The following is a 12,849-nucleotide window of genomic DNA, read 5'->3' on the forward strand; positions in this document are numbered from 1 at the left end:
TCGTGGGGCTCATGATTGCTTTCATCACGGGTGCCAACAAGGGAATCGGCTTCGAGATCGCCCGCCAGTTGCGGGATAAGGAGGTCACCGTGGTCATCGGCGCGCGGGACGCCGAACGCGGTCAGGCCGCGGCCGACGAGCTCGGCGCGGACTTCGTGCGGATCGACGTCACCGACGACGACTCCGTGGCCGCGGCGGCCGGGGTGCTGTCGGAGAGGTACGGCAGGCTCGACATCCTCGTTAACAACGCAGGCATCGCCGTCTGGGGCGAGGAGGGGCTCGTGCCCAGCGAGGCGCCCCTCGGCGCGGTCAGGAAGCTGTACGAGACCAACGTCTTCGGCGGGATTCGGGTGACCAACGCCTTGATGCCGCTCCTGCGCAAGGCCGACGCGGCGCGGCTCGTCTTCGTGTCCAGCGGGCTCGGCTCGATCGGCGCGGGCCTCGACCGCGGTCAGGAATTCTGGGCGCTCAACTTCCTCGGCTACAACTCCTCCAAGGCCGCGCTCAACATGGTCGCGGTGTCCTACGCCAAGGAGCTCTGGGACACCCCGATCAAGGTCAACCTCGCCGACCCCGGCTACTGCGCCACCGACCTCAACGAGCACACCGGGCCGCGGACCCCGGCCCAGGGCGCGGCGGTAGCCGTACGCCTCGCACTGCTCGGCGCGGACGGGCCGACGGGCGCCTACATGAGCGACGAGGGCGAGGTGCCCTGGTGAACCGGGACTCCTGACCGGCGCCGCCGGTGCCGGCGGTCCCCGGGCGCCGGCACCGGGTGTCTCAGGTGTAGCGCCGGCCCTCGTCGCGGCGGTAGCCCCACACCGCCAGCGCCGCCGTCGCCACGATCCAGACGGCCAGCATGGCCATCGCAAGGGGATCGACGGGATAGCCGGCGACCGCCGCCCACATCAGCTCGACCGAGCCCCTCGTCGGCAGGAAGGGCGCGACGGCCTCCACGAAACCGGGGGCCTGGCCGGGGGCGGACATGAGGCCGCCGCCGAAGGCGAACGGGAAGAAGACGACCTGCGCGACCGCGAGCGCCGCCTTCGACGGCAGGGTGTAGCCGATCGCCAGCCCCATCAGGGTGAAGGGCACCGACACCACGACCAGGGTGCCCGCCGCCAGCAGCAGGCGCGGCGGGGTCGTGGTCGCCTCCGTCAGCGTGGCGGCCACCGCCACGATGGGGACCATGCTCAGGAGCGTGGTCAGAAGGCCGGTGAGCAGGCGGCCGGCGAAACGCGGGAACGGGCCCGCGGGCAGGGTGCGGGTGTAGGGCTCGAACGGCTGGGCGCGGTCTTCCGCGATGCCTGCGCCGTATTGGAACAGGCACGTCATCATCACGGCGAACGTGACCGTCGACGCGGTCGCGTAGGTCGCGCCCACCGGGTCGCCGCCGGCGTTGGGCACGACGAAGAAGATCATGGAGAGGGCGGGGAAGAGCATCGAGCCGATCACGGCGATCGGCACGCGGACGACCTCCAGGAACTGATACCTGGCGTGGGTCAGGACTAGTGACATCGGGGGTGGTCCTTCGTCGCGGTTTTCATGGGCGCTGGTTCTGCGGCGCTGCCTGTGTGGGGTTATCCATGCGGTGCTCTTTGCTCGCGCCTTTTGCGGTCACGAGGCGGCGGGTACAAGGTCGCCGGACTCGGCTCCGGTGATCGTCAGGAACGCCTCCTCCAGGGACGTCTGACGCACCTCAAGGTCGCGGAACTCCGCCCCCGACATCACGAGGTCGCGGACCAGGCGGTCGGCGTCGGCGGTGAGCAGGTGAGTGCGGTCACCCTCGGCGGACGACTTGAGCAGGCCCGGCAGCGGCGGCACCGCCCGCATCGTCACACTCACCCTGCGCAGGCCCGCCATCCTGCGCACGCCGTCGAGGTCGTCGTCGGCGAGGATCCGCCCCCGCCCGAGCACCACGACACGCTTGGCGAGCGCCTCGACCTCCTCCAGGTAGTGGCTGGTGAGCAGCATCGTGCCGCCTTCGGCGTGGAACGCGCGGACGGCGTCCCACAACTCGTGCCTGGCGCCCACGTCCAGCCCGGTGGTGGGCTCGTCGAGGAAGACCAGCTTCGGCCGCCCCACGAACGCCAGCGCCACCGACAACCGCCGTCTCTGCCCGCCCGACAGACCCCCCGTCTGCCGGCGCCGCAGCGTGGCCAGCCCGAACCGCTCCAGCAACTCGCCGGTCGGCAGCGGATCAGGGAAGTGCGCCCGCACGAAGTCCACACACTCACCCACGCGCAGCGACCCCGGCAGCGCCGTCTCCTGCGGCGCCACCCCGATGTGCCTTCGTGCCATCGGGGTGCGGGGGTCCAGGCCAGACAACATCACCCGGCCGGAGTACGGCTTGCGCAGTCCGGTGAAGAGATTGATCAGCGTGCTCTTCCCGGCGCCGTTGGGGCCGAGCAGGCCGACCAGTTCGCCGGGGCCCACCTCCAGTGAGACGCGGTCGAGCGCGAGCACGTCGCCGTAGCGGCGGGTGACCTCGATCGCCTGGGCCAGGGGTGGGGACATCGTCGGCTCCTTGTGGTTCACATCGGTGACTGGTTTGCATTTCAAACCACTCTGTCGAATGTGTCAACTTCTTGACCGGGTAGGAGTGGGCAAACTAGTTTGTATGGCAAACTTGGCGCGTTGAGTCGTGACGGTGGCCGCACTCGGTCGATCGGTGAAGGTGAGGCGTCCAGTGGACAGTCATGAGGACGGCGCCCCGGTGAGCGTCGCCGAGTCGCTCCGCCTCATCGAGCGCGAGCAGGCGCAGGCCCGGCGCAGGCTCGTGCCCAACCTCGCGCTGGTCTACATCATGTGGGGTGTGGCCTGGCTGGTCGGCTATGGATTGCTCTTTTTGAGGTTCGGGCCGGGCGGGCAGGTGCTCGTGCCGATGCCCGCCTTCCTGCCTCTGGCGACACTGGGAGTGCTCGGTGCCGCCGCCGTGGTCGCCACCGCCGTCACCGGCTGTCGCGGCAGCCGTGCGGTCGCCGGGCCGTCGAGGGTGCAGGGGGCGATGTACGGCTGGTCGTGGGCGCTGGGGTTCCTTGTGCTGATGGTGCTGGGCGCTAAGGTCACGCCGTTCATGCCCCCGGAATATGTCCAGTTGTTCTACGCCGCGGGCTCAGGAGCCGTCGTCGGCCTGCTCTACAGCGTGGGCGGGGCGGTCTTCCAGGAGCGCTATCTGTTCATGCTGGGCGTGTGGATCATCGTGACCGACGTTCTCGGTATCCTGGCGGGACCCGGATGGCACTCCTTGGTCACCGCGCTCGCGAGCGGCCTCGGGATGATTCTCTTCGGCCTCATCGCGTGGAGACGGCAGCGTTGCTGAACAACCACAAATCCCCGCGGCAGTCCAGGGCGCGGCGGTCCCAGGAGCCTGAGGCTCAGGCGCCTCAGCCACAGGAGGCTGTGTCGTCCCAGCCTGTGCCGTCCCAAGATGTGCCTCTCGCCGAGCTTGATCCGGTCATCCACGCCCAGGCCCGGCTTCGGGTCATGGCGGTGCTCTCGACCCTCACCGTCGGTGACAAGATCACCTTTCCCGCGCTCAAGGACATCCTCGGCATGACCGCAGGGAACCTCTCGGTGCACCTGCGCAAGCTGGAGGACGCCGACTACATCGGCGTCACCAAGACCCATCAGGGCCGCACCCCCGTCACCTTCGTCGCCCTCACCGCGCGCGGGCGGCTCGCCTTCGACGACTACACGGCCTCGCTGCGCCTTCTCCTCGACTCCGCCACCTCCGGCGAACTCACCGCGCACCGGGATGACAAAGGCTCCTAAACATTTCGGGTGGGCTAAAGAAAGTAAGTCGGGTGGGAGAAAACTCGATACGGCGATTTAATGGTGGAAACCGTTATCCCCCCATACTCCCTCGAAGTGTGACCGATCGGGTAAAACTCATGTATGTAACGCAACCCTGATGGCGTCCGGTCGTTTACCGGACAGGGGTGGGATGCTGCATGAGGAGGGCCATGGGCACATCTCCGTTACGAGATCTCGCTATACAGTTGGCCGCCCGGCCGCGGGTCTGGAGAAGAGATGTCTTCGTGCCGGCGGTCGTTTTTGTGGGGGAGGGCGCGTCCGCCGACGCAAGGGCTTTTGCGGGTACTTTGGCGGGTGAAGTCCCTTATGCGGATATTGGTCAGGTCAGTATGGATTCGTCGGCCAGCGTGCGGGACCTAGTCGAACACGCTGCCGGTGAGGTTGGGGCGCTTGGAGCTAGAGTGCCTGGTTCGCTGCTTCCGGCGCCCCGCTTCCCCCTCACCCAGATCATCCTGTGGGCACTGGACCTCGGTGAGGAGCGCACCACCGAATCCCCCCGAGCCAGAACCGCGGTCTATCGCGAAAAGCTCCGTGAATGGCGCCGCCAGCGGGTGCCGTTTCGCTCTCTCGGCGGCAGGCTTGAATATTTGGTCAGGTTCCTGAGCGGTCCCACCCTTGGCGCGGCGTTGGCCACCGTCATCCTCACGGAATGGCTCGACACCGCAGGTCCGATCAACTTCGCCATCCTGGTGGGAACGTTTGCCGCGGCCATCGGCTTGGCGCGGCTTCTCGCCGGCTTCTGGTTCAGCGGGACGTTTCGTTATGGCTGGTTTTTCCGCCAGAGGTACAAGCCGCGGAAACGCTCCGAGGAGCTCGCCGGCTATCTCTACCGGATCGGTGAGGCGGAGCGCGACGACGTGGAGGTCGACCGGCTGCTCGTGAACGCCTTCATCGAGGACCTGCGGCTGGCGTACAGCCGCAGGATGCCGTGGCCGGGGTGGGGCCGCAGCGGCTATGCCGTACTCCACCTGGGCGACGCCGGTGAGGGGAGCGCCGGGCGGCGGTTCCTCGCGGTGCTGCACAAGGTGCTAACCGACACCGGGCTGAAGGTCCCGCTGCTTATCGTGGCCCACTCGCCCGAATGGTCGCCGGCGTTGTGCGGTGACCACCCGTCGGTGCTGCTGCCGAAGCGGGAGGCCGCCGAGGACGTCAGGCGGGCCCACGGCACATGGCGGACGCGCACCGCCCACCTGGCGCCGTGCCCCTATCTCGCCGTGGACGCCAAAGGCATTCGCGGCATCGAACCCGCGGGGGCGCCGCCGCGCCGGCGCCGCGCCATCAGCAGGCTGCGTCCCGTGGGCTATTGGCTGATCGCGGGGGCGGCCGTACTCATCCCCTTCGCCTGGGGCGGATGGACGGTGCTGCGCCCCTGCGAACCCGGCCTCACGGCCATCGAGGGCGAATGTGTGGGCGTGAGCACCGCCACCAAGAACTTCGACCCCGCGCTGATCCCGATCCTCAACCTGATCGGCGCGGAGAACGACCGGATAGCGCTCAACACCAAGGTCTTCCGCGTGGTCTACTTCGGCCCGCTCACCCAGCGGCCGGGCAGCACCGACCCGGGCGACAAACTGATCGGCACCGCCGCAGAACTCGTCGGGGTCTATGCCAGGCAGAAGGAATACAACCAGGTCAAGGGCGACTGGAAGCTGATGGTGGAGTTCGCCAACCCCGGGCAGGACTACGCCTACGCCGACGTGGCCGCCCGCACCATCGCCGAGCGGGTGCCGCACGACCGCACGATCGCGGCGGTCGTCGGGCTGGGCTGGAGCCGAAAGGCGGTGAAGGACGCCATCGGCATCCTCAACACGGCGCAGATACCGGGGCTCAGCACCACGGCGACGGCGGAGAACCTCTCGATGGTTGACGGTGATCCGTCCGGATATTTCTACCGGCTGCCGCCCTCCAACGCCAGGCAGGCCGTCGCCGCGGTGCACTGGCTCAGGGCGCTGCCGGTGTCCAAGGACAAGACCATGAAGGAATATCCGCGGGTGGGGATCCTGCGGTTCTCCGACGCGTTGGAGCTTTACAGCGCGGACCTGGCCGAGCAGTTCGCCAAACGTTACAAGGGCCGGGGGGAGTCTTCGATCTATGACTTCTCCGATTCCGCCGGGTTGAAGAAGACGATTCAGAAGGCCTGCGACGACGGGGTCGAGGTGCTGTTATACCTCGGGCGCGGCGACCAGTTCCCGGCGTTGAAGGAGGGCTGGGGCAGTCACTGTTCGGGCAAGAAGGTCGTGATCCTCGCCGGTGACGACATCGCCAACGCCGTGGCGACCGAGGTGCTGGAGCACGGCGAACGGCACAGCCTCGACCTGCGTTACATCGCGCTGAGCGACCCTCGGCCGCCGAACTCCACCAAACCCATTCCGTATTACGGGACGGTGGTCCAGCGTGTGCTGAGCGAGACCGAGGTCGAGCGGGGGAGGAAGGCCAAGGAGGCCGGCCGCACACCGCCGGTCGCCCTGCCGCCGGACCACGCCGTGCTGGCGCATGACGCCACCCTCGCGGTCACCACCGCCTTCGACCGCAGTCGCAGCCGGGGGGACATCGTGGACGTGCGCGCGGGAGTTCAGGAGCGCCTGCGCGGCCTTAAGGTCGACGGCGCGAGCGGCTCCCTGGAATTCGCCTCCGACAGAAATCAGAACGAGGCCCTTAAACGCCCCCTGTGGCTCATGTCTGTTTACCCCGGTCAACCCCTGACAGCGGAATTGAGTTGCACGCCGGTGGGCGAGGAACCTGAATGCGGCAAGCCCCTTGGCGGGGATACGGTGAAGCCGAAGGAGAAGGAGGAAGAGGACAACTAGGCTTCGCCGTACTCGGCGGGGTTGACGGCGTCGGGGGACGTCATGTTATAGGTGAGCGCTGTGGTGGTCGCACCGGTGTTCGTTGGTGTTGCCGCGGGGCGCGGGGTGTGCTCCGGGGATTTCGGCCCTTGGTGATTTTCGGGCTTTTAAGGCAGGCTATTAAGTTCGTATGTTCCTGTGGCTTGCCGTCGAGACCCTGACTTTTACGCTGAGGCAACTTTCTGTATGGAGCGTTCGTTTATCGGGTGGATCGAGGCAAGGTGCAACTGGGGGGATCGTGAGTGCTTCTTCATTACAGTCACTGGCAGTGCGGATGGTGCGGCGTCCGCGTGTCTGGAGAAGGGATGTCTTCGTCCCGATAGTCATTTTCACCGGCGATAAGCAGGGCGACGCCGAGAGTTTCGCGCGGACGGGCAAGGGCAAGGTGCCTTACGCGAAGGTGGAGTCCGCGAGGGCCGATCAGGCTGAGGTGAAATCCGCGGGAGCCGGTGAGTTCGCCGCTCTCCGAAAGTTGATCGGCGAGGTGATCGCTGAGGATAAGGGACTCGGGAGCAAGGTGGCTGGGTCGCTACTGCCCGCACCGCGTTTTCCGCTCACCGAGATCGTCCTGTGGGCGCTGCAGCAACGTGACGACTTTGAGAAGTCGCAGAAGGTAGAAGGGAAGGCTCAGCCGGACGCGAAGCTCGACTGGGCGGACAAGATGCGGGAAAGGCGGCGGGAGCGCTCCTCGGCGTGGTCGAAGGGCGGCTCTTTCGAGTCACTGGTGCAGTCGGTGGGCGGGGGACTCGAATATCTGGTGCGTTTCCTCAGCGCCCCGGCCGTCGGTGCGGCCGTCGTGACCGTCACTCTCACCGAGTGGCTCGACACTGCGGGCCTGATCAACGTGGGGATCCTGGCCGGAGCCGTGTTGTCGGCGTTGGTCGCAGCGGGCCTGCTGGCGGGCCTCTGGTCCAGCAGCGAATTCCGCTACGGCTGGTTCGCTCGCCAGAGGTACGAACCACGTAGGCGGGGCGAGCAGCTCCACCTTTACATGCAGCGCATCGCCTACCCGGAGTCCTCTCAGGCAGAAGTGGAGCCGCTGCTCATGAACGCCCTGCTGGAGGATCTCAGGCTGGCCTACAGCAGGAGGCATCCCTGGCCGGGGTGGGGGCGAGGCGGCTATGCCGTACTCCTGCTCACCAATGCGGGGGCGAACACTGTCGGTCGGAGATTCCTCACCGTCATGCACGAGGTGCTCGCCGTCACCGGGCAGAAGGCCCCACTGCTGGTCGTGACGTCTGCCGATAGCTGGCCTGAGGAAATCTGCGGAGACGAACACCCCTCATGGACTTCGCTGGAACCTGTCGCTGAACCGTCGAAGGTATCTCCCGCCGGTGAGCCACCGGAGGCATCCCCTAAAGATAAGCGAACGGGGACATATACCAAGTGGTTGGCCAGCTCCTCCCGCGTCGCTCCGTGCCCCTATCTCGTAGTCGACATGGGGAAATGGGATAAGCACCGCGGCTTCACGGAGGAGGGGGCTCGGCGGCTTGTCGGCCGCATGCGGCCGATCGGCTACTGGCTGATCGTGGGGATGACCGTGCTTTTCCCTCTCGGGCTCGGCGGGTGGACCGTGCTGCGCCCGTGTGAGCCCGGACTCAGTCTCGTCGAAGGCGAGTGTGTGGGAGTGAGCAACGCCACCAAGAACTTCGACCCCGCACTCGCGCCGATCCTCAATCTGATCAACAAGGAGAACGACAGGATTCCATCGGATGCCAAGATGTTCAAGATCGTCTACTTCGGTCCGCTGACCACCCGTCCGGGGAGCCGCGCCCCCGGCACGAGGGTGGACGGCACGTTTTCCGAACTCGCCGGCGTCTATGCGAGGCAACGGAGGTACAACAACAACAAGAACAGCCGGTGGTTGTATGTGAAGTTCGCCAACTCGGGTGAGGACTTCAGGCATGCCGACGTGGCTGCTAGGGCGATCGCCGAACGTGCGGCCGAGGATCGGGCGATCGCCGCGGTGATCGGACTCGGGTGGAGCCGGACGTCGGTGCAGAGGGCGATCGCCACTCTCCACGGGGTGCAGGTGCCGATGCTCAGCACGACCGCGACGGCCAACAGGCTGGCGGTTTTCGGCCGCGAGAGATCCGGCTACTTCTATCACATGGCCGCACTTAACTCGCGGCAGGCCCTTGTCATCGCACGCTGGCTTGAGCGGGGACTGCCGGCCGCCCTCGACCGGAAGGTGAGACCGAACCCGAAGGTCGGGATCCTCCGGTTTACGAACCCCGAGGAGATCTACAGCGTCGACTTGGCCGAGGCATTCCAGGATCGATATGCCGGCGAGTCGGAGTTCTATGACTTTCAGGACCCGACCGGTCTGAAGCGCGAGATGGACAGGGCGTGCGACGACGGCGTCGAAGTGCTTTTTTATACGGGCCGTGGGGACCAGCTGGCGGTGTTGAAGGAAGGCTGGGAGAGCTTCTGCGCCAAGAAAAAGGTGGTGCTGCTCGCCGGCGACGACATGACGAACACCGCGTTGGCCGAGGTCGCGCGCAACGAGACTGGGCACGACATAGACCTGCGCTTCATCGCGCTGAGCGATCCCGCGCCGGAGAAGAAGTCTGGGCTCCGCGGTTATGAGGGGCATGTCGTCAAGGTGCTGAACGAGGTGAAGAGCGAACTCGCCAAGAGCGTCGGCGACGACCAAAAAGGGGGCCTCGCCCCAGTGGTGCCGCCGAGCCACGCCATGCTCGCCCACGACGCCGCCTTGGCCGTCACCACCGCGGTCGACCGCATGCTGGCCGCCAGCTGGAGCGAGGCCACCGACGTTCGCGCCGGCACCCAAGAGCATCTGCGCGGGCTGGAGGTCACCGGAGCGACCGGCGAACTCCGGTTCTCGGCGGAGCGGCGCCGGGAAGACGAGAAAAGGTCGTTGTGGCTGTATTCGATCTTCCCCAAGCGGCCGCACAAGTTTGAAATGCGCTGCACACCGGTTGGCAACGTCGCCAACTGCACGTCCGACATGACAGAGGAGCCGATCGGCCCTAAGGACGACACCCGCGCCGGTCCCCCACCGGCCACGCCTGGCCCCAGTGCAAGCCCGAGCAATAGTGCGGCTCTGCCTTCCAGCCCTTCATGAACGAAGTCGTTAATCGCCCTGGCTCATGCCTGTTTGCCTGAGTCGTCCGCTGACGGCGGGCGAGGATCCAGAATGCGGCAAGCCGGCCGACATCATGGATCTACCGAAGTAGAAGGAGGAAAGGGATAATTTGCCGTTGCCATTCTCTGTCGGTCGTGCTTGAGAAACTTTCGGCTTGAGGTGTTCGTTTGCCGGAGGGGCCAAGGTTGGACGCAAGAGGGGGAGACGTGAGCGCGTCTGCATTAGGGGCTCTGGCGGTGCGGATGGCACGGCGTCCGCTTATCGGGAGAAAGGATGTCTTCGTCCCGGCGGTCATATTCACCGGGGAGGACGGTGCCGTCCACGCCAGGAGATTCGTGGGAACGGTCGCGGGCGAGGTTCCCTACGCGGAGCTGAATTCCTCGCACAACGGCAGGGACACTCAGATTAGAGATCTGGTCGAGCGGGCGGCGGGCGAGGACGGGGATCTCGGGGCGGGGGTCTCGGGGTCGCTGCTTCCGGCGCCGCGCTTCCCGCTCACCCAGATCATCCTGTGGGCGCTGAGGCATCGCGACGAGCAGGCCGCGCTGTGGGAGAACGGCGAGGAGGCCCCCGACGGGTCACAGCGGGCCTTGGACTCGGCCTACCGGGAGCCGCTGCGCCAATGGTCCCGTGGGCGCACCCCGGTGCGGTCGCTGAGCGGGCGCTTCGAATATGCGGTGCGTTTCCTCAGCGCGCCCTCCATCGGCGCCGCCGCGGTGACCGTCGTCCTGACCGAATGGCTCGACACCGGGGGCTTGGTCAACGTGTGGATCCTGATCGGAGCCGTCACGTCGGCGTTCGCCCTGGCGGGCCTGCTGGCCGGCTTCTGGTCCAGCGGCACGTTTCGCTACGGCTGGTTCGCGCGCCAGCCGTACATTCCTAGAGGGCGCGGCGAGTGGCTCGCCGGTTATGTGCGGCGCGTCGCCGAAACCGAGAAGGGCGATCCGGAGATCGTGGAGCGACTGCTCGTGAACGCCCTGCTGGAGGACCTCAGGCTCGCCTACAGCAGAGGACGACCCTGGCCGGGGTGGGGAAGAAGCGGATATGCCGTGCTCCTGATCGAGGACGCCGGGCACGGCACCGTCGGCCGGAGGTTTCTCACCACACTGCACAAGGTTCTCGCCGACACCGGACGCATGGCCCCGCTCCTGGTCGTCGCGGCGGCGGACGAGTGGCCCGCGGACCTGTGCGGAGGGGACCACCCCACAGCGGTCAGGGTGAACCCGGCGGCCAGTGACATGCTGAAGGTCTATGCCGAGTGGCGGACCCGCAGCGCCAAGGTCGCCCCCTGTCCATACCTCGTGATCGACACCGGCATGTGGCGCGGTGACGCGGGCGCCGTGGACATGGGGCGCAGGCGGGTGATCGGGCGTCTGCGGCCGGTCGGTTACTGGCTGATCGCGGGCACGACCGTGCTCGCCCCCCTCGGGTTCGGCGCTTGGACCGTGCTGCGGACCTGCGAGCCGGGGCTCAGCCTCCTCGGCGGGCAGTGCGTGGGGATGAGCAACGCCACCAAGAACTACGACCCGGCGCTGATCCCGATCCTCAACCTGATCAATAGGGAGAACGACCTCATCCCGCCGTCCGCGAAGGTGTTCAAGGTCATTTACCTGGGTCCGCTGACCACTCCCTCCGAGAGCGGCGACCCCGGCACGAGAGTGCTCAGCACCGCGTCGGAGCTCGTGGGCATCCATGCCAGGCAGGTGGAGTTCAACGAGCGGGGTCAATGGCGCATGCGTGTGGAGTTCGCCAACGCGGGAGAGGACTACAGGTTGGCCGTCGAGGCCGCCGAGGCGGTCGCCGAACGGGCGGCAGAGGACCGGTCGATCGCCGCGGTGATCGGCCTGGGATGGAGCCGCAAGTCGGTGCAGAAGGCGATCGGTGTCCTGCGCGGGGCGCAGATGCCGGCGCTCACCACGACCGCGACGGCCGACAGCCTGGCGGAGGTCGACGGCGAGAGGTCCGGCTATTTCTATCGCATGGCTCCCCCCAACTCCCAGCAGGCGCTCGTGGCGGCTCACTGGCTGGGGCAAGGTTTGCCCGCCGCCCCGGGTGAGAAGCTGGATCCCAACCCGAAGGTCGGCATCCTCCGCCAGGACGACGCCGAGGAGCTTTACAGCGCGGACCTCGCGGATTCCTTCAAGCGGAAATACGTTGGCGAGTCGGTTGTGCACGACTTCCGCGACTCGGCCACGCTGAAGCGCGAGATACGCCGGGCCTGCGACGACGGCGTCGACGTGCTCTTCTACACGGGGCGCGGGGAGCTGCTGGCCGCCGTGCGGCAGGGGTGGAACGACTTCTGCGCCGACGAGGTGGTGGTGCTGGCCGGAGACGAGGCGGACACCGCCTTGGCGGAGGTCGAGCGAGACCCGCAAGGGCACCGCGTCGACCTGCGTTTCCTCGCGCTGAGCAATCCCGCGCCGCACAAGCAGGGGGTGCTGGGGAGATATGAGGAGCACGTGAAACGGGTGCTGGAGGGGGCGCAGACGGATCTGCGCAACAGCGTGCCGAAGGGGCAGGAGAGGCGCGCCGGCAACCTCATGTTGCCGCTGAGCCCCGCCATGCTGGCGCACGACGCCGCCCTGGCGGTCACCACGGCGCTCGACGGCCTGCTGACCGGCTGGGCGGAGGGCATGGACGTGCGAGCGGGCGTGCAGGAGCATCTCCGCGGTCTCAAGGTCACCGGCGCGACCGGTGAGATCGAGTTCTCGGCGAAGCGGGAGCAGCACGACGCGCTGCACAGGACTGTATGGCTGTATTCGATCTTCCCAAAGAAGCCGCTTGAGTTTGAGATGAGCTGCGCGCCGACCGGGAGCGACGCGAATTGCACCTCTTCGGGGTAGAACAGGCGGGCTCCCGTCGCGGAGGGCCGGTCGCCGCGACGGTCGTGGGGGCCGGTCGCCGTGACGTGGTGGGGGCTGGTCGCCGTGATGGTGATGGGGGCTGGTCGCCGTGACGGTCGTGGGGTGCCGGTCGCAGCGCGGGCGGTCCCGATCTCAGCCCGTCATGAGCGGGGCGGCATCCGGGTCTGAGGCGGTGAGCCGGAGCTGTGAGAGTCGGCCTTATGAGCTGGATAGG

At 67.1% G+C, this 12,849-nt stretch carries 8 protein-coding genes; 6 read left to right on the forward strand and 2 right to left on the reverse strand.

Going from position 1 to position 12,849, the window contains the following annotated elements; all coding sequences use genetic code 11:
* The first annotated feature begins 11 nt into the window (after positions 1–11).
* Positions 12–719 (forward strand): SDR family oxidoreductase, encoded by a 708-nt coding sequence (locus tag Ssi02_RS03200; protein WP_204020823.1) that lies wholly within the window; start codon positions 12–14, stop codon positions 717–719.
* A gap of 61 nt (positions 720–780) precedes the next feature.
* Here Ssi02_RS03200 and Ssi02_RS03205 read toward each other — a convergent pair whose 3' ends face one another.
* Both Ssi02_RS03205 and Ssi02_RS03210 read right to left on the reverse strand, forming a co-directional pair.
* Positions 781–1,518 carry an ABC transporter permease gene (locus tag Ssi02_RS03205; protein WP_204020825.1) on the reverse strand — a complete coding sequence of 246 codons (738 nt, stop codon included), beginning with the start codon at positions 1,516–1,518 and terminating at the stop codon, positions 781–783.
* Between the two features lie 99 nt (positions 1,519–1,617).
* Positions 1,618–2,517, reverse strand: coding sequence for an ABC transporter ATP-binding protein (locus Ssi02_RS03210; RefSeq protein WP_204020827.1), 900 nt, complete (start codon positions 2,515–2,517; stop codon positions 1,618–1,620).
* 172 nt (positions 2,518–2,689) lie between these two features.
* Here Ssi02_RS03210 and Ssi02_RS03215 point away from each other — a divergent pair, with 172 nt between their 5' ends.
* The 5 genes from Ssi02_RS03215 (at position 2,690) to Ssi02_RS03235 (ending at position 12,614) form a co-directional block, all read left to right on the forward strand.
* Complete coding sequence (locus Ssi02_RS03215; RefSeq protein ID WP_204020829.1) at positions 2,690–3,322, forward strand: hypothetical protein; 633 nt, start codon at positions 2,690–2,692, stop codon at positions 3,320–3,322.
* An 80-nt stretch (positions 3,323–3,402) separates the two neighbouring features.
* Positions 3,403–3,774, forward strand: coding sequence for a transcriptional regulator (locus tag Ssi02_RS03220; protein WP_239128563.1), 372 nt, complete (start codon positions 3,403–3,405; stop codon positions 3,772–3,774).
* Positions 3,775–4,217: 443 nt separating this feature from the next.
* Positions 4,218–6,623, forward strand: coding sequence for an ABC transporter substrate-binding protein (locus tag Ssi02_RS03225; RefSeq protein ID WP_204020831.1), 2,406 nt, complete (start codon positions 4,218–4,220; stop codon positions 6,621–6,623).
* A 313-nt stretch (positions 6,624–6,936) separates the two neighbouring features.
* Entirely contained in the window at positions 6,937–9,750 is a 2,814-nt protein-coding gene (locus tag Ssi02_RS03230; RefSeq protein WP_204020833.1) for a type 1 periplasmic-binding domain-containing protein, read from the forward strand.
* Positions 9,751–9,977: 227 nt separating this feature from the next.
* Positions 9,978–12,614 carry an ABC transporter substrate-binding protein gene (locus tag Ssi02_RS03235; RefSeq protein WP_204020835.1) on the forward strand — a complete coding sequence of 879 codons (2,637 nt, stop codon included), beginning with the start codon at positions 9,978–9,980 and terminating at the stop codon, positions 12,612–12,614.
* The last annotated feature ends 235 nt before the right edge of the window (positions 12,615–12,849 follow it).

Source organism: Sinosporangium siamense, assembly GCF_016863435.1.
In the GTDB taxonomy this organism is placed as follows: domain Bacteria; phylum Actinomycetota; class Actinomycetes; order Streptosporangiales; family Streptosporangiaceae; genus Sinosporangium; species Sinosporangium siamense.